The following is an 18575-nucleotide window of genomic DNA, read 5'->3' as shown; positions in this document are numbered from 1 at the left end:
GAATTATCTCCAATCGTTAGTCTTGGTTGTTGGCTCGTGAACGGGATACGCGGGCTTCGCCCACGAGGGAGTCAAAGATCAAAATAATGGCCAGCATGACAAAGATCAGTACGGAACCATAGGCGATAGCAATACCGTATTCCCCATCTTCAACACGGTTTAAGATGTACGATGTTGCTACTCGGGTTTCAGGCGTAACCAGAAATATGATTGCACTTACCGTGGTCATTGCGCGGACAAAACTGTAGATCAGCGTTGACAGTATTGCCGGGCGTAGCAATGGGATCAGAATATGAGTAATGGTTTTAAAGGAGTTGGCACGTAAGCTCAACGAGGCTTCATCAAGCGACTTATCTAGCTGGCCTAACCCCGCGACACCGGCACGAATACCTACAGGCACGTTACGCATTACCATCGAAATAACGACGATAGCGGCCGTACCTGTGAGGTAAACCGGCGCATCGTTGAACGCAAGAATGTAAGACACACCGGCAACGGTTCCCGGTACGGCAAAACACAGCATAGTGGCAAACTCGATCACTTTCTTGCCATGGAATTGCTGCCTGACAACGATATAGGCAATCAATAAGCCGAAGAGCGCAGTAAGAGGAGCTGCGATACCTGCATAGGTCATGGTGGTCAGCAGTGACGGCCATGCGCCTTCACTCATACCCATACCGAATAGGTTGATATAGTTATTCAGCGTCAGGCTGTAATCTACCCCCCAGTTTACGGTAAAGCTACCGAAGACGATGCTCCCGTAAAGCAAGATGTTGAATGCCATCCATAAATACAACACTCCCGAGACACCATGCTTGAGTGATGGCGGCAATGGCTGTACATCACCCCGGTATGATTTACCTGAAATCGTGACGTAAGAACGCTTACCAATCCAGACATACTGGATGACGAAAATAGCCAGTGAGAACAATAGCAGCACCGCACCTAAAGTACTTGCTGAAGCATAATCGAGTTGCGCGCCGGCGATGTAGAAATAGATTTGGGTTGCCAGTACGTCAAAGCTGCCACCGAGAACCAGCGGGTTACTGAAATCAGCAAGTGACTGAACAAAGATGATCAGAAAAGAGTTTGCCAGTGCGGGTTTAAGCAGTGGCATCACAATCTTAAAGAAGGTCTGGTAGCGGTTAGCGCGTAAGGTATATGATGCTTCTTCCAGTGACGGATGCAGTGATTTCATTGCACCATCAAGGATCATAAAAGACATTGGCGAGAATGCCAGCACCTGTGCCATCCAGATCCCGGTAAAACCGTATAACCAGTTGGTTTGCTGTAAACCAAACCAGTCAACCATCAGCTCAGTAATATAACCTGAGCGGCCGAGCATTAAGGTGACCCCCAAACCGACTACAAATGGTGGTGTAACGATAGGGAGAATGGAGAAAATTCGGGCAAGGAACGCAGAACGTTTAGCAATTCTGGTGGTGTAAATTGCGAAGACCAAACCAAAGAAAGTCGCAGTAATCCCCACGGATGTACCCAGTGTGATGGAGTTGAGGATGATCTGAACGATCTGAGATCGCGTCAGAATATCGACAAACTGCCACATTACAAAATCACCCATATCATCCTGGAACATCGGAACAAAAATGGCGATGCTCGGATAAATAATGAAGATAGCGATCAGTGAGACAATACTGACCAGCGCGCCAATAACAAAGACGTCGCCACCTAAGTATTCAAGGCGAGCCAGTGCCAGGGTCATCACACAGCAGAGGGCGATGAACAAGATAATGCTGGCGTAGCCTAAGCCTTGCTCGGTATACCAAGATGAGAGCAAGGTAAACAACATGCAAAAACTGGCGTAAATAATATCAAAGTGATGGCGTTGCTTGGCGTATTTGTCTTGTGCCTGAAAAGGCCTGATTAATAATACCAGAGGCATGGCAAACCATAGCCACGAAATGTTCATGCCACTCCAGCCCATCGCGTCTTTAAATTCTTGAGACGTCGACTCGAAAACACCGTAATCGAGGGAGAAAGAGGGCAATAACACAAAGGCTCCGATCAGCGCGATAATCCAGTAAAAAATAGGATCTCGTTGCGCTGAACTTTGGAGCTGTCTTGAGGTTGATTCAGCTGCTAAGTCATTCATGGTTAATTACCAAAATCGAGTTATTTAATTGATGTTTCACTAATTTCAGGGTGTAAGCTGCCCCAAGAAAGTTCTTGTTCTATTTAGTGTTACTAGTGTTGGAAATATTGAGCAGCGCCAGGCACTGCTCAATGATTACAAAGGTATTATTCGCCCATCTTAACCACGTTGACCCACTTGTTGATCAGACGCTTACGCTCGTCAGATGAACCATAGGTTTCCATGTCGTAATTGATCAGGGAAAGCTTGGTTGGATCGAGTGCGTTAGGAGATTGCTCGGCCAGAGTATTGGTTAAGATTTGGAAAGACTTACCTTCTTGCCATGCTAATTGCTGGCCTTCTTTCGACAGTACCCAGTCAACAAACAGCTTGGCGTTGTCTATATTGCGCGCGCCTTTAATTATGCTGACACCGCCAATTTCGTAGCCCGTTCCTTCACAAGGTGAGATTAGCTCCAGTGGTGCACCTTTTGATTGTTCCAAAGAATAATCGTGTAAGAAGCCGATACCGATAGCTATTTCGCCACGGGCAGAGTTACGGGAAGGGGTTACACCAGATTTGGTGTATTGCGAGATATTTTTATCGAGCTCTTTGAAGTAATTAAATGCCTTATCTTCATCCCAAAGCTGGATGAAAGTAGCAAGTGCGGTATAAGCTGTACCGGAGCTTTGTGGATCGGCGATTTGAATTTCTTCTTTGTATTCGGGCTTGGTTAAATCACTCCAGCAGCGTGGAATTTCTAAGCCTTTCTCTTCTAAGCGCTGTGTATTGACCCCAAAGCCTAAAATTCCCATATAGACCGCAGAAGAGTAGTTGCCTTTGCGCTTGGCTGGATCTTTGAAGTTTTCCATGATGTTTTCAAGCTGAGGTGATTGATATGCCTGCAGCAAATCCATTTCCCCCGCCTGCGATTGGGGATCCAATGTACCGCCATACCAGACATCGGCACGAGGATTTTTCTTTTCAGCTTCAATTTTCGCAAATGTACTCCCCGAACCGTTGCGAACAAATGAGGTTTTTACATCATATTTTTCAGAAAAGGCTTTGGTTTCAGCTTCACACATGGCGTTAGTTGCACTGCAATAAACAACCAGACGGCCTTCTGCCATTACTTGTGGAGCAGCAAATGTCGATCCGAGTATACAGGCAGCTAACAGGCTGCGTTGAGTTCTAGCTTTCATCATTATTTCCTCTGCTTTTTATTATGAACTCAATGCCGAGATCGGTGGTAGGTGACATTGAGCTATTACCGCAACCCTGCGGTAAATCGAGTTATATTCATTCGGTGCCAGCTACTTATATGCGACAGACACAGAGCGCTGTTGTGCTTTAACAAAAGGCAAGATCAGCAGGCCAATCGAGGCCGCGGCGAAGGTAATAACGCAGAAGAAGCCTTCCCAGCTGAATTGTTCGATAACCAGTGACATCGGGTAACTCGCCAGTGCTGCACCCAAATAGCCAAACAGACCGACAAATCCGGTGGCGGTCCCGGCGACATCTTTATGCGAGCATTCGGCTGCAGCCATACCAATCATCATCTGTGGCCCGAACACAAAGAAACCGATAGAGAAAAAACAGCTTGATAGCACCGCAATATTATCCAGCGGGGTGAGCCATAACGCTGCGACGGAAATAAAGATACCCAGTGCAAAAATCAGGTTCATCGGGGCACGGTTACCGTGAAAAAAGCGGTCGGAGCCCCAGCCGCCAAATAACGACCCGAGAAAACCACCCACTTCAAACATCGACACCGCGGCATTGGCTGAGAACAGGCTAAAGCCATGGCGTTCGGTTAAATAAAGGTTGCCCCAGTCGTTAATGGCAATTCGCACCACATATACCAACAAATACGAACTGCAAAGCAGCCAGATGTATTTATTGCCGATGACATACGTTTTTAATATTTGGCGGAACGATAGCCCATATCCTTCCTGTTCCTGCATCAGCTCTAGTTGATCGTTACGCCATTGTCCGACCGTCGGTAATCCCATGGTGGAAGGTTTGTCTCGCATCCGAAAGCACAAGATCAAACCGACGAAAATGCCAACGGTACCGGGGATAATAAAGCCGTATCGCCAGCCCCATGTAATGGTGGCAAAACCGATGATCAGCGGAACTAAAGCGCCACCTAAGTTGTGGCAGGTATTCCAAATTGACCACCAGAATCCACGTTCAGAACGGGAATACCATGTGGTGAGCAACTTTGCACAGGGTGGCCAGCCCCAACCCTGAAAAAAAGCATTCAATGTCCACAATATGGCGAACATTGTGAGCGATGAGCTTAAGCCAAAAGCAATGTTGATGATCCCTGTGGTTATCAAGCCTAATCCCATAAAGTAACTCGGGTTGGATTGGTCGCTGACCATGCCAGAGACAAACTTGGATATGCCATAGGTGATATAGAACAGGGTGCCGAGAAACCCGATGTCTGAATGCTCTAAGCCAAGATCGGCCAACATAGCTGGCATGGCAAAGTTAAGACTTTTACGGGTGAAATAAAAAACGCCATAGCCGATATACATCGAAAACATCAAATGCAGTCGCCAGTGTTTATACGTGGCATCTATCTGCTGTTGATCGGTAATCGCTTTTACAGGTTGTTCTGATACTAGAAAACCCATCATTCGGCGCAGTCTCCCTGTTGCACTATACCCAAGTGACCTCACTCTGAATCCTGCATCTTGAGGTCACTTGGGTATAAATACTACGGTAAGAATTGGCAGAAAGAATGAGACAGGTTTTTAAATGACTAAGAAGAATTCCTAGTTTGGCTAACTGGGGTTTATTTTTGTGGGCAAGGTAACAATAATCCGCGTGCCTTTGTTTGAATTGAGTTCGCTTCCAGCCCGGATATGGGCGTTGTCATTGCTTTCTATTGAAAGGTGACCACCCAGCGCACTGACACGTTCTTCAATGCCTTTCAAGCCTTGCCCTTTGGTGCGCCAATTTTCAGGCAAGCCGCAACCATTGTCACGCAATTCAAGGCTGAAGCTTGTACCGGGCATCAGACTTAGCTGCACTTCAGTTGCCTGTGAGTGTTTAGTGGCATTGTTCAGTAGCTCTTGCACTATGCGATATAGGGTGACGGCGGTGATGTCATCGAGTTTATCGGCGGCAATTCCGATATTGATCTTAAAATCGATCTGACGCTCTGCAAACTTCATTTCATGTGCAAGCTGCCGTAGCGCATTTTCTAACCCCAGCTCATCGAGAATATGTGGTCGTAATTGGGTTAATAGCTGTTTGGTTGCGCTGTGTATTCGCATTGATAACGTATTGATGGCATCGGCAATAGTTTTGGTATTTTCTTCCTGGGTGGTGCGATCGGCCAGCATGGCCTGGATCTGAATCGCGGTAATATTCTGGCCAATTTCATCGTGTAATTCACGAGCGACAGATTTACGAATATTTTCTTCAACCTGAACCAGCTGCCGAGCGAGATCCTGTTTGTTAGTGAGCTCAGCGGCGAGATCCTGATTCGCTTGCTGTAATTTCTGTGCCAGCAAATACTGACGGCTGATCGCGATCCCCAGCCCTAGCCCGACCAGTGCTTGCGTGGTCATGAATATTTGTAGTTCTTGGTCGGTAGCAAACGATCCCGAGATCTGACGGGCGGTGGTCAGCAAAATACTGTTCATTACGGTGGCTAATACGCCCCCTTGCCAGCCATATTTATAGGCCATGAAAATGTTCGGTAGCAGTATGATCAACAAACCTAAAGGTTCCATTTGATCAAGCAACGTCAGCTCGGCAACCAGTCCGACCGTGAAAAAAGTGATGGCCCACAGTAATGCCGAAGGACGAAGCGTGACTTCCTGGTGTATCAATGCCGGGCTTAGCGGCACCCAGACTTTATGGTGGAGGTAGTCGTAAAGCAGATACAAGAAGGGCGTCAGCAATACTCCGCCAGTAATCGCGGCAATAGCACTGGAAAATGCGTAGTTAAGAGGGAGATCCAGCGGCTTGATCAACAGTAATATCATGCCTCCCAGCAGGATCCCATGTACCAATACCAATGACACCAGCGCCAGTAATTTTTGCCAATAGGTTTTCAGCTGTTGCCAGATATCCGCAAAGGGAATGGCGAGCAGATAGCTTAGAAAAGGGCACAATAAAAGCAAGATGTCTTGTTGTTGATCCCCTATCAGGTAGATCAGCCAACCCGAGATGATCAATTCACTGATGACAAACAATTTCCAGTAACGGCGTGCTGTCAGTACTAATACCGCGAGCTTAAGTCCGGTCGGCAGAAATAACCCGGCTAGCAATAAGTCGGGCGACAGGTAGCTGCTGATGCTCCACAGGCAGAACCAGCTGATGCTGTAGATGACAAAACTAAAGGCATACGAGAAATAGCTGCCGGCAAAAGGGTTGGCTTTATCCATTAGTAATGGATGCTCTTTTCACCAGCCTGATGGAAGCGGTATTCATGATTCTGCCAGTAACTTATGTTGAATGGCGAAGCGGATCAGATCGACGTTATTGGATAGTTCCAGCTTACTGAGAATATTGGCGCGATGAACATGAATGGTTTTATGACTAATGGAAAGCTCGACACCGACTTCTTTGACATCTTTACCCTGAATTAAGTAGTTGAAGACCTCTTGTTCCCGTTTGGTGAGTGCATTGAGGGCTTGCGGTTGGCTAGGGGCATTACTGAGGTTAAACAAGGCATCGGCACAGAGATAACGATCGCCTCGGGCGACGGTGCGAATAGCGGTCACCAGCTCGCCGGGGCCACATCGCTTTGACAGGTAACCACATGCTCCGGCTTCGATGGCTTTACTGACAAAAGAGGCCGAATCGTAAATACTCAGGATAATGGCGCGAAAGGCCGGTTTTGATTTGCGGAGTTTTTCTAATAATACCAGACCGCTTTCATCAGGCATGGAGATATCAATGACGGCAACATCAACGTCTGATGCTGACAGTGCGGCAAACGCCTCGCTGGCACAACCGAACTCCCCTCTGACTTCAATGTCATGCTCTACATTGAGTAACTGAGCAAAACCTGAACGTACCATGATGTGGTCGTCGACTAAGGCTACTGAAATCATTTTCACATCCTATGCTGTTATATCCGCATCGTCGCAAAACTGGCTGCAGCATTCAATTTACTGATGACATGATGTGATGACAATCGCGAAATCAATTCAATAACCTAAAGAAAAGCCGCGCTGTAAAGCGCGGCTTTTTTCGGTCTATTGTATAAAGCTCCGCGAGAAGATTTTAATCTTCGCTGGTTGAGCCAATTTGGTGGATAGACAAATCAGCCCCGTTATATTCTTCTTCGGCAGTTAATCGCAGGCCGACGGTTTTCTTAATCACGCCATAGACAATGAAGGCGCCAACCAACGCAACGATGATACCAGCGATGGTTCCGACTACCTGACTGGCTAGACTCACACCGCCTAATCCGCCAAAAGCTGAACTACCAAAAATACCGGCTGCAATTCCGCCCCAGGCACCGCAGACACCGTGCAGTGGCCAGACTCCGAGTACGTCGTCGAGATGTAATTTGTTTTGAATATAAGTAAAGAGCCAGACAAATAGCGCACCTGCAATGGCACCGGTGATAAGTGCTCCAATTGGGTGCATCAAGTCGGAACCCGCACAGACCGCAACCAGGCCAGCCAAAGGGCCGTTGTGAATGAAGCCGGGGTCGTTTTTACCGACAAACAGTGACGCGACAATACCGCCGACCATCGCCATCAAGGTGTTAACCGCCACAAGACCGCTGATCCCATCCATTGTTTGCGCTGACATAACGTTGAAGCCAAACCAGCCGATGGTCAGGATCCATGCACCCAGTGCCAGAAACGGAATATTAGACGGGGCAAAAGCAATCAGACGGCCGTCGCGATAGCGGCCATTCCGTAAGCCCAGCATGATCACGGCAACCAGTGCTATCCAGCCACCTACGGCGTGGACAACAACTGAGCCCGCGAAGTCATGGAACGGAGCGCCGAAAGTGGCGGTTAACCAATCTTGAAAGCCGTGGTTGTTATTCCATATCACGCCTTCAAAGAAAGGATAGACAAGGCCAACGATAAAGAAAGAGGCAATCAGCATCGGGTAGAAGCGGGCACGTTCGGCAACGCCACCCGATATGATTGCCGGAATGGCTGCGGCGAAGGTCATTAAAAAGAAAAATTTAACCAGTTCATAGCCATTGTTGGCACTTAGCTGCTCGGCACTGGCGAAAAAGGTGGTGTCATAGGCGACCCAGTAACCAAAGAAAAAGTAGGCAATGGCCGAAAATCCAAAATCAGCAATGATCTTAACCAGCGCATTGACCTGGTTTTTTTGCCGGACGGTACCGAGCTCAAGAAAGGCAAAACCGGCATGCATCGCCAGTACCATAATGGCACCCAAGAGAATAAAAAGGGTGTTTGAACTCTGAATTAATGTTTCTACTGCACTGTTAATGTTTTCCACAAACGTCTCCACATCCTTGGGGGTATATACCTATTACGCTAAATTATTCGTCATTTTAACTTGGCATTATTCCTGTTGAGCAACATTAAGCAGTTTTTATGCCATTGTGAACCAATATTGGGTGCGGGTATGGTGCAAATTGATTTTTTAGCATTTAAATCATTGTTTTATAATGATTTGCAGTATTACATATTGCACGTTTTTCGTGCGGTAGAAGATGGCGTTTCTGTTAAATCGTTATGGGTCAGAAAGCATTGATAAATTTTGGTGCAATATATTATTAGGTTGCACCGATTTAGTGCTTAATTGTTAGAGGAAGATTACCCTTCAATATAAAAACAATGTTGAAAAAAGTATTTACAGGACGGCGGATAGGGTTTACTGTCCATACGTCTGCAACTCAGACCTGATTATGTGATTTTGTAAGAACCCTTCGCACGTCCTGCTTCTCGCCAAAGCCAGCTGTAAAGAAGAACCCAAAAAATCATGGAAGAGATTTCTGTTCATTGCTGTCGTTACAAAAGAAAAACGATATTAAGCAGTGACGAGCTATTGAGTTAAGGTGATCACTCATAGTTGTGAAGAGATAAAGGTCAATGAGCTAAAAAGATACTTGCCACAAAAAAGTGACATTCACTGTTGTGGCCGGAAATAACTATTTACTCAATTTGATAGCCGCAAACCTACCGCACTCGATGCATGGTTTGGGTATAAGGAATAACAATGACTTCAGAAACCGGTATCATCCGCAGTTTTAACCCTAAAGAAAAAAAAGGGTTGATTACCAGCGATTTAGGTGGTGACATTTGCTTTGATATATCCAGTATTAGCAGCAATAACCAGCCAGTATCAGGCAGCCTTGTTGAATTCATCATGGATGACTCATCAAACAAGCTACAAGCGGTTGAAGTTCGCTTTATCTAACATAGATGTTTAGAAATAGCGGCGTAAATATAGAATGAAACGCACCACGTTTATTTTCTTTCAGCCGCTATCAAAAAGCTAAATAACGATTAACCGTTATTTAGCTTAAAGTCATTAAAAGGCTGCCGGAGCAAAACCTGTCACTTTCTTAATACCCATTTGACGACCAAGTGCTGTCATCGGGTGTACAACAACCAATCCTTTAACTGATTTTTTCAATTTACCCATATCAGCCTGCTCAGCTTTAGTCAGCTCACGCTTAAAGGGCAGTGATTTTAGATCAGCACCTTGGTCGTTTATCTGACGAGTTTGCTGACTTTTCATACTTGCGATCAGCTTAGTCGTTTTTGCTATCTCCAGCTTAGCTTGTCCCGCGATAGCCTTATCACCACGCTCTTCCGCACCTGCCAGTTTACGACGGAACTTATCTAATTTGTTGTTTAGCTGCTGAAGTTCTTGCTTTAAATTCATGTTGTTACCTTAAAATACACGCACACAACACCAAGCGATTCCGACATCATCTGTCGGCGTACTGTGTTGACCTTGTCGTTATTATAACAGAAAGTCTATCGCTCTCGTTACTGCAACATGATGTCATCTGGGAGTATTTAGACTTTTATCAGACATCTATATTCATTTAAATCAGAGGCAACATACTTTTTGTCACCATTATCTTCATCGTTTAACTAATCTGGAGTTGTTTACTCGTGAGGTTTTTCTAACAGAATGGTTAATTTTCAAGTGAGTTATCCGTTTAGATTGAACCTCGAACAACCTCTCCTTAATCGTATCATTCTTCGCTATGTTAATTGCTTTAGTTACAAGATCTTGGCTTGATGTTTTTTTTGGTTATTGTCAATTATTCAGCGGGTGCTTTTTCCACTTAGCTACCCGCAGGAAAAAATGCTCAAAGATCACCGCTTTTAATAAATGTTTTATGATTTTGTTAATAATCTCTGCACTGTTATAAGCAAAATAAGAGCAACCTAATTGGTTCACCTGTTGCCTGCTGGATAATCTATTTCCGTGATATAACGTGCAGTTTTATGTTTTAATTTGTTTTTATTATGGTATTTGTGATCTGGTTATCCAGTGTTAACTTTTTGGTTGATCTCTGTCGCTACTTTAACGCCAGGTGGTTAACCAATATTGCTGTGTCATATATAGTCCCTGCGTAAAATAACTAAGACTTACACGGAGGTTACATATGAAAAATACGATGAAGAGAGTATTCACTTTTACCCCTGTCGCTTTAGCCGTCTTTTTAGCCGGTTGTAATGACGACACAACAACAGAGGTTATCGCTCCTGAGTATCCGCAGGCACAGCTTAGCGCGCGCGCAGTAAATCTTATTAACTCTAGCGGATACCAATTTAAAGATCTCAACAAAAACGACAAATTGGATGTTTACGAGGATTGGCGTAAGCCCGTTGACGAGCGTATCGACGATCTGGTTTCCCAAATGACCCTAGAAGAAAAAGTCGGTATGATGCTTATCGATACCATGAATTCTGCGGCCTATGGCAGGGTGACCAGCAGTCACGTTGATTATATCGAGAAGCAGATGATGAACCGCTTTATCTTCCGCAACCCGATCCTGACTAAAAATGAGCTGGATGCGATGGATCCGGCTCTGCGTGATCCGGCGTCTGCCTCTGTCGGTGGTCGCGCCAGTGCCCCCATCTCTCCTTATGAAGCCGCCCAGTATATGAATATGGTGCAGGAGTTGAGCGAGGCCACTCGTTTGGGGATACCGGCGCTGTTCAAATCCAACGCCCGTAACCATAACGACCCTAATGCCAAACCTGGGATCAACGTTTCTGCCGGCGCATTCTCCGAGTGGCCGAAAGAGGCCGGTCTGGCATCTGCCTCTCTCGGCGAAGGTAATATGGAGCTGATCGGTGAGTTTGCCGATATCATGAATGCGGAGTGGAAAGCGATCGGCCTACGTGGCATGTACGGTTATATGGCGGACCTCTCGACTGAGCCGCGCTGGTACCGAGTTCATGAAACGTTTACCGAAGACTCAGCTCTGGCCGCTGATATTATGACCAGCCTTGTGACTCACCTGCAGGGTAAGAAAGTCGACTCCAACAGCATTGTGCTGACCATGAAGCACTTCCCCGGTGGCGGCCCGCAGTTCCTGGGTTTGGATCCGCACTATCTTGCCGGTCAGCACCAGAGCTATCCGACTGGGAATTTCGACTATCATGTTAAGCCCTTTAAAGCGGCCATCGACGCTGGGGTAGCGGCGCTTATGCCTTACTACGGGGTTGTCGGTGGCGGTGAGTGGAAGTTGGCTGATCTGGGACAAGGCGAGACCGTGGCGTCAGACGGAACCAATTTGTATGTAGGTACTGATAAGAATAGTGGAATCGATCTGTCGCTTGTCGATGTGACGTCTGAACGCGTTCAAAATACAGCACGTGTGCCGTATAACAAATACAGCACCACTGTCGGCACACCGGCAGGTAACGTTGGAGTCGCCTTCTCCAAAGGGATCTTGGATGATCTGTTGCGCGATGAGCTTGGCTTTACTGGTGTGATCAATTCTGACACCGGCATTATCAACGAGCCGAATGTGGGATTGCCTGATACCCAGACTATCCAGAATAACCGCGCCTGGGGTCTGCAAGACAAGACTAAAGACGAGCTGTTCCAGACCGCTATCAATGCCGGTACCGATGTCTTCTCCGGTTTCCACAAGAATGCTGATATCCTCAACGTGGTCAAGCAAGGCCTGGTCTCCGAGGACCGTATCGACGAATCAGTTAAGCGCCTGCTGAAAGTACAGTTCGAGCTGGGACTGTTTGAAAATCCATATGTGGATCCGGTGCGTGCAGAATATATTGTGGGCAACGAAAAGTTCCAGGATAAAGCCCGCGAGGCACAGCGCAAGTCTGTTGTACTGCTTGATAATAAGGATTCCTTGCTACCTCTGCCTGCTGGCGACGCCGCCGCGAGTAAGAAGCTCTATACACTAGGTGTGAATGAAGGTGTAGCCGAGCAATATGGCTACCAGACTGTAACCACAGGCGATGCTTCAGATCTTGATGCCCGTCCGAGTGCGGCTAATCACGACTATGCGCTGATCCGTGTTCGCGTGACTAACAAAGATACCGGCTTGTTGGTTTTCGGTGGTGCCGATTTCAAAGAAGTGGATGTGCTCGACTTCACCAGTATGGCGGCATCGAATACCTGGGAGATCAGCCCATCTCTGGCAGATATCCAAGCGGTGATGAGCGAAGTCGGTGCCGAGAATACTGTTCTCTCCGTCTACTTCCGCCAGCCGTTTGTTATGGATGGAGTCAGCGGACTGAAAGATGCCGGCGCTATTTTGGCTACCTTCGGTTCTAAGGATAATGCACTGATGGATGTTGTAACTGGTAAATTCAACCCGTCTGGTAAACTGCCATTTGCACTTGCTAATAGTGCCCAAGCAATTATTGACCAAGCGTCTGATGCTCCGGGTTATGCAGCGGCAGATACCCTGTATCCATTCGGTCACGGCCTGAGCTACTCCGAGTAACTATCGCCTTACACTGGAAGAGAATCGTGAATACCAGCGGCGCCAGAAATGGCGCCGTATTTTTATTAGGCAGAGTTTGTATCATCATAGCTGTTAAATAAGAGTTATTCCTCTGTCAGTTATCTATAGTGAAAATATTTTTTGAACTAGATCGACTTTTCAATTGTTTTTTTGGTCAACCAATTTGGTGTGTAGCTATAATACATCCAATGTTTTCAAACTGTACTAATCAAAAAAGTGGTTAGTATTACCATAGCTTAGCTATTGCTTTTAAATGTTAATATATTAGGAGTCAACTTGTTTTCAGGAAACCTGAACCAATTATCATTAATTTCAAGCTTGTCACCTAAGTTAATAGAAATTATTTCCCGTGTGAAAAATAGACTGGAAAGTAACGTTCATAACGGTACTTATCCTTTAGATGGGAATAACGTATTTTTTTTTGTCGTCAATGACAGAACAGAACACTTAGAAAAAAGACGGTCGGAAATACATCAACAATATATTGATGTACAAATCGTTCTTGAAGGTGAAGAAATGTTCGGTTATAGCCTCCATCCTTTTAATGAAATTGAAGATGATCTTTTGACAGAAAAAGATGTGGCGTTTAGTGAGGCCGTTGTCGATGAAAAATATATCACATTAACTAAAAATGACTTTGTGATTTTCTATCCCGGCCAACCACATCGACCATTGATTGCAGTGAAACAACCTGGACCAGTTAGAAAAGCGGTAATAAAAATAGATAAGTCACTAATTAACTAGGTAATAATATGAACCAAGAAATTTCTATTCTAAGCTGGAATGACAAGAATATTCCTCATAAATTATGGACAGAGAAACACGGCTCAGGTACACGCATTTTTATGAAAGTGATTAAAGATGTTGAACCGGAAATGTTAACACTTGAATTACCGTTCAAGCAGCACATTGTGAATGAGAGCTGGTCTGGTCAAGCAATGGCCGTGAGCAATGCTTTTGATGATGGTCAGTTATTTGCTCAAACAAGGGTACTGTTCAATCTGAATGAGGGGTGTGTAATATGGGCTGTAACTCATATTAAAATGCCTGATGGTAATAAAATGTCAGCGGATAAATTAACTTATGTTCCTGGAATGAAAGCATACAAAAATAAGTTGATAGCTAAATGATATTATAAATTAGGCTTTATATGAATGTTTGATTTATGATGACTATGCTAATTTAGAGTTCATGTTTAATTATTATCATGAACTCTTTTTTCTTTTGTTTGAATTTTTGGCTAATCATTTTGTGTTACCGCTAGATTACGCCTAAGTAACTTACTAATGGTAATAATATTGACTACGATAAACGTGGCCTCCATCAAGCTACCGCCGATAGAGCCGAGCAATAGGTTGTTAGTCAACCAACAAAGTGAATTAAACAAAATGAGTAAGCGCATATGGACGCCCTGAGCCTTAAATAAACCCCATGTGGCGACTGAAGCACCAACGAGTGTTAGCAGTTCATAATTGTGCTGGAGGTTAGAGACTCCCATTATCCACAACAAAGCAATAAACCCCCACATGACTTTGCTAGAATCAGTCCGGGTTGACACATAGCTTCTTACGGCACTTATTGCGCAACCAAAGGCTGCGGTCATCGCACCCATAAAGATAAAATGGATGCAAATAATGACCTGAAAAAAGGTTAAGTGAAGGCGGAATTTATTTCCATCCTGATGAAAGAATGCGGTGACACCAACAAAATAAGCAACTAAGCCTATACTTTGTGCAAGGTTGAGTTCGGGCATTTCAGGCATTGTTTATTACCTGATGCAGAAGGTATTGGAGACAGGTTTCAGGGCTTGTTAATATTGATGCAGAGGAAGGTTGGCAATAAGCTACAGCGGGTGTCATGGACGCCTGAGCAAGCATAATCACATCATATTTTGCTTCGATCGTACTAATATAGCGAGCAATGGTACGCGCATAGTTTTCGTAGTCTTCGGCAAAATAAAAAGCCCAGGCATCAGGGACGAGAGCTGAGTCGATGTGTGTCGAATGTGATCCTCTGACTTGCTCTAATAAATTCAGAGAGGGATCCAGCGTGCTGGCCACTGCTGCCAGTACTAATACGCGCTGATATTGGACTGTGGCTTCAGCCATCGGACGGTCAACACGCAATATACGGCAGCCATTTATCTGCGTTTCTTCTGCCATTGCGCCAATGGTAGAGCAGGTGCATACAATAACATCAACGCCTTGTTTCGCGATTGTTTCAATCGATCTAATGACATTGTTGCGAAGTTCCGGAGTAATACCCGTGGTCATCGCCTCTTTTAACAATTCTTCATGTAGATGATGGTTTACTTCTACGGTAAAGCTTCTATCCGTATTAGATAAATACTGGTTTATATAAGGTTTAAAAAGATTGATATTTGACGATAGAGTATGAAGAAAAGCAATTTTCATTTATTGCCCTTGCATTATTTTTATTGAGATTACGAGTAAGGCTTCCTGTAGGAAGCCTTACGGTTATTTTAACTGGCTAAGGTATATGTTTATTTAACCAGGTCAGCAGCTTCTCGTGCTAAGCGACCGATTTCGTCCCAACGACCTTCATTAATAAGCTTTTTATCAACCATCCAAGTGCCGCCGCAAGCAAATACGCGATCAATCGCAAGGTAGTCTTTCACATTATTAATATTCACCCCGCCTGTCGGCATAAATTGCACCTGTGTGTAAGGAGCAAGCAGGGATTTCAGCATATTGATACCGCCAGATGCTTCAGCAGGAAAGAACTTCAGCGTGGTAATGCCCATTTCAAGTGCAGCTTCAACAGTTGAAGGATTGTTAACGCCCGGTACGATATCAATGCCAATCTCTTGGCAGGCTTTTACCGTATTGGGGTTGAAGCCCGGTGACACGACGAAGGTCGCTCCGGCTTCTTTAGCGGCAATGGCCTGCTCACGGTTTAGCACCGTACCGGCACCAATTAACATATCTGGCTGAGATTCACGAAGGAGTCGAATGGCTTCAGCGGCAGCATCTGAACGGAAGGTGATTTCAGCCGCAGGCAGACCATTCTCGGCCAAGGCCTTGCCCAGAGGAACGATATCTTCTGCACGGTCAATGGCAATTACAGGGATTACTTTAATGGCAGCTAGTTGTTCAGAGACAGTACTCATTGTGTTACTTCCTTGGTTGTCTTCGTTGTTATGTTGAAATTGATTGATTCAGTGGCCGATACGGGAATAATTGCCCCTTTATGCTGAATCACAGTACCAGCAAGTTGATGGCCCTGAAGAGCGGATTCTTGCGGTGTTCTATTGGTGAGATACCCCGCTAGAAAACCCGCATTGAATGAATCACCCGCCGATGTTGTATCCACAACCTTAGCGACGGGGGTGGTGTCGATATGTACGGATTCGCCGGTTGCAAAGTTGACGTAGTGACAACCTTGCGCACCCATCTTGAGCACAACCTGGCCAACACCGGCACGCTGTAAGCGGCTCAATGTGCTATCGGACGTTTTGTCTCCCCATAGCGCCTGCTCGTCGTCATCGGTAACCAGAGCAAGATCCGTGATGCGCAGCAACTGCTCGTAGCAGGTACGGGCCTCTTCAGCATCTTGCCATAAAGCGGGGCGGTAATTGGAGTCAAAGGCTATCTCTGTGCCATTCTTTTTAAGATCTTCCAACAGTTCTAATAAGCGTTGACGATCGGCTGGAGGCAAAATAGCGAGGCTAATGCCACTGACATAAACCATATCAACACTGTGCAGATGCTCTTCTACCGTAGCAAACAAAGGGTGCTGGAGCATAAAACGAGCAGCCGATTGATTGCGCCAGTATAGGAAGGTACGTTCACCTTCATCGTCCAGCTGGATGAGATACAAACCTGGCTGACGGGCAGGATCGCGCAGTACACACTCGGTATTGACGCCTTCTTGCTGCCAGCGTGCCAACATGCCGTCGCTGATGGCATCAGATCCCAGCGCGCTGACATAATCGATCGCTACCGATTGCCCCGCGGTCCGCGCCATGTATACGGCGGTGTTAAGCGAGTCGCCACCGTAGCCCTGCTCCATGGCACCGAAAGGGGCACCATTGAGCTCAATCATGCATTCGCCAATAATTGCGATGCGTTTCATGCTACTTCTCCTGGCAACCTAAAGTAGGTTTTTGCGTTGTTGCAACAGATATCCTGTACCAGTTTGCCAAGCATAGCCAAGTCATTCGGCACTTCGCCATTTTGCACCCAGCCACCAATGGTATTACACAGAATACGGCGGAAGTATTCATGGCGAGTGTACGACAGGAAGCTACGAGAATCTGTCAGCATTCCGACAAACTGGCTAAGCAGGCCCAGCTGGGAAAGCTGCTCTATCTGGCGCTCCATACCGTCTTTTTGGTCATTGAACCACCATCCTGAGCCAAACTGGATTTTGCCGGCAATACCGCCACCCTGGAAATTGCCGATCATGGTCGCCATCATTTCGTTATCGCGAGGATTGAGGCAGTACAGAATCGTTTTCGGCAGTTCATTGGTGACGTCCATGTCATCCAGCAGCGAGGCGAGTTGGAAGGCAAACGGGCGGTCACCAATAGAATCAAAGCCACAATCCGGGCCAAGTAGCTTGAACATGCGGGTGCTGTTGTTACGCTGTGCGCCAATGTGCAGCTGCATCACCCAGCCGCGTTTGGCATATTGCTTTCCTAGCCAAACTTGCACCGCCGTACTGAACTGGTCAACTTCCTGCTCTGTTAGTCTCTCGTTGTTTAATCGACGTGTCAGCATGGCATTCAATGCGGCTTCAGCAGGTACTTTGCCGTAGCGGACAATTTCAATACCATGGTCAGCAGCACGACAGCCGTGAGCAGCAAAGTGATCAAGGCGACGGTCAAGTGCCGTCAGCAAATCAGCAAAGCAGGTAATGTGAACATCGGCGGCTTCACTTAGAAGTTGCATGTACTCAGCAAAACCCTCGAGCTCTATTTTGTACGCACGATCTGGACGCCAGCTTGGTGCCACTTCGACATCGAAGCTTTCGTCTTCGGCAATCGCTTTGTGGTGTTCTAGCGTGTGGATTGGGTCATCGGTTGTACCAGCCATCACCACATTCATTTGCTTCATGATGCCTCGGGCAGAGAACTCAGGGCTGGCAAGCATCTCATTACACTTGTGCCAGATACCTTCTGCGGTTGCGGGACCGAATAGCTGGCCGGTAATGCCAAACGGGCGGCGTAACTCTAGGTGAGTCCAGTGATAGAGGGGATTACCTAACGTCTGAGGAACCGTTTTGGCCCATGCCATGTACTTGTCAAAGTCCGTTGTATCTTTGCCGGTGATCAGTGCTTCCGGAATACCGGCGGCGCGCATTCCACGCCATTTATAGTGATCGCCTTCCAGCCATATTTGACCAAGGTTATCGAAGCGACGATTTTCCGCGACTTCCTGAGCATTCAGGTGGCAGTGATAGTCGTAAATTGGCATGTCTTTAGCGTAATCGTGGAATAAGCGACGCGCGACTTCGTTAGAGAGAAGAAAATCTTCACATAGGAATGCTTTCATACAAGGCTCCAATAAATTCCCCTCAACAAGACGG

General features: G+C 46.2%; 16 protein-coding genes. 4 read left to right on the top strand and 12 right to left on the bottom strand.

Annotated features, from left to right (window positions below):
- Positions 1–16 precede the first annotated feature (16 nt).
- The 6 genes from AC2204_RS19060 to AC2204_RS19035 form a co-directional block, all read right to left on the bottom strand.
- The gene (locus AC2204_RS19060; protein ID WP_318927424.1) at positions 17–2113 is read right to left on the bottom strand and encodes an ABC transporter permease; all 2097 of its coding nucleotides are present in this window, start codon (positions 2111–2113) and stop codon (positions 17–19) included.
- Positions 2114–2259: 146 nt separating this feature from the next.
- Positions 2260–3294 (bottom strand): ABC transporter substrate-binding protein, encoded by a 1035-nt coding sequence (locus AC2204_RS19055; RefSeq protein WP_318927423.1) that lies wholly within the window; start codon positions 3292–3294, stop codon positions 2260–2262.
- Between the two features lie 111 nt (positions 3295–3405).
- Entirely contained in the window at positions 3406–4737 is a 1332-nt protein-coding gene (uhpC, locus tag AC2204_RS19050; RefSeq protein ID WP_318927422.1) for an MFS transporter, read from the bottom strand.
- Positions 4738–4884: 147 nt separating this feature from the next.
- Positions 4885–6498: an MASE1 domain-containing sensor histidine kinase gene (locus AC2204_RS19045; RefSeq protein ID WP_318927421.1), complete on the bottom strand. Its 1614-nt coding sequence runs from the start codon at positions 6496–6498 to the stop codon at positions 4885–4887.
- 42 nt (positions 6499–6540) lie between these two features.
- Positions 6541–7170 (bottom strand): response regulator, encoded by a 630-nt coding sequence (locus AC2204_RS19040; protein WP_318927418.1) that lies wholly within the window; start codon positions 7168–7170, stop codon positions 6541–6543.
- A gap of 172 nt (positions 7171–7342) precedes the next feature.
- Positions 7343–8551, bottom strand: a complete 1209-nt coding sequence (locus AC2204_RS19035) for an ammonium transporter (RefSeq protein WP_318927417.1) — start codon at positions 8549–8551, stop codon at positions 7343–7345.
- A gap of 723 nt (positions 8552–9274) precedes the next feature.
- Between AC2204_RS19035 and AC2204_RS19030 the strand changes: the two genes are divergently transcribed.
- Positions 9275–9475: a cold-shock protein gene (locus tag AC2204_RS19030; protein WP_318927416.1), complete on the top strand. Its 201-nt coding sequence runs from the start codon at positions 9275–9277 to the stop codon at positions 9473–9475.
- A 114-nt stretch (positions 9476–9589) separates the two neighbouring features.
- Here AC2204_RS19030 and AC2204_RS19025 read toward each other — a convergent pair whose 3' ends face one another.
- Complete coding sequence (locus AC2204_RS19025) at positions 9590–9946, bottom strand: YibL family ribosome-associated protein (protein WP_318927415.1); 357 nt, start codon at positions 9944–9946, stop codon at positions 9590–9592.
- Between the two features lie 736 nt (positions 9947–10682).
- Here AC2204_RS19025 and AC2204_RS19020 point away from each other — a divergent pair.
- From AC2204_RS19020 to AC2204_RS19010, 3 genes are all read left to right on the top strand, one after another.
- Entirely contained in the window at positions 10683–13004 is a 2322-nt protein-coding gene (locus tag AC2204_RS19020) for a glycoside hydrolase family 3 protein (protein ID WP_413466724.1), read from the top strand.
- Positions 13005–13301: 297 nt separating this feature from the next.
- The gene (locus AC2204_RS19015; protein ID WP_318927414.1) at positions 13302–13769 is read left to right on the top strand and encodes a NanQ anomerase/TabA/YiaL family protein; all 468 of its coding nucleotides are present in this window, start codon (positions 13302–13304) and stop codon (positions 13767–13769) included.
- 8 nt (positions 13770–13777) lie between these two features.
- Positions 13778–14155, top strand: coding sequence for a hypothetical protein (locus AC2204_RS19010; RefSeq protein ID WP_318927413.1), 378 nt, complete (start codon positions 13778–13780; stop codon positions 14153–14155).
- A 110-nt stretch (positions 14156–14265) separates the two neighbouring features.
- Here the strand turns inward: AC2204_RS19010 and AC2204_RS19005 are convergent, their stop codons facing one another.
- The 5 genes from AC2204_RS19005 to uxaC form a co-directional block, all read right to left on the bottom strand.
- Positions 14266–14778, bottom strand: coding sequence for a YgjV family protein (locus tag AC2204_RS19005; protein WP_318927434.1), 513 nt, complete (start codon positions 14776–14778; stop codon positions 14266–14268).
- Between the two features lies 1 nt (position 14779).
- Positions 14780–15439 carry a hypothetical protein gene (locus tag AC2204_RS19000; protein ID WP_318927411.1) on the bottom strand — a complete coding sequence of 220 codons (660 nt, stop codon included), beginning with the start codon at positions 15437–15439 and terminating at the stop codon, positions 14780–14782.
- Between the two features lie 89 nt (positions 15440–15528).
- Complete coding sequence (locus AC2204_RS18995; protein WP_318927409.1) at positions 15529–16155, bottom strand: bifunctional 4-hydroxy-2-oxoglutarate aldolase/2-dehydro-3-deoxy-phosphogluconate aldolase; 627 nt, start codon at positions 16153–16155, stop codon at positions 15529–15531.
- Positions 16152–17120, bottom strand: a complete 969-nt coding sequence (locus tag AC2204_RS18990; RefSeq protein ID WP_318927408.1) for a sugar kinase — start codon at positions 17118–17120, stop codon at positions 16152–16154. The genes AC2204_RS18995 and AC2204_RS18990 overlap by 4 nt, the downstream gene beginning before the upstream one ends.
- Complete coding sequence (gene uxaC / locus AC2204_RS18985; RefSeq protein WP_318927407.1) at positions 17117–18541, bottom strand: glucuronate isomerase; 1425 nt, start codon at positions 18539–18541, stop codon at positions 17117–17119. The genes AC2204_RS18990 and uxaC overlap by 4 nt, the downstream gene beginning before the upstream one ends.
- Positions 18542–18575 lie beyond the last annotated feature (34 nt).

This window comes from Photobacterium sp. (assembly GCF_057456235.1).
The sequence above is the reverse complement of the archived record's forward strand: the minus strand, read 5'-3'. Positions and strand labels throughout refer to the sequence as shown.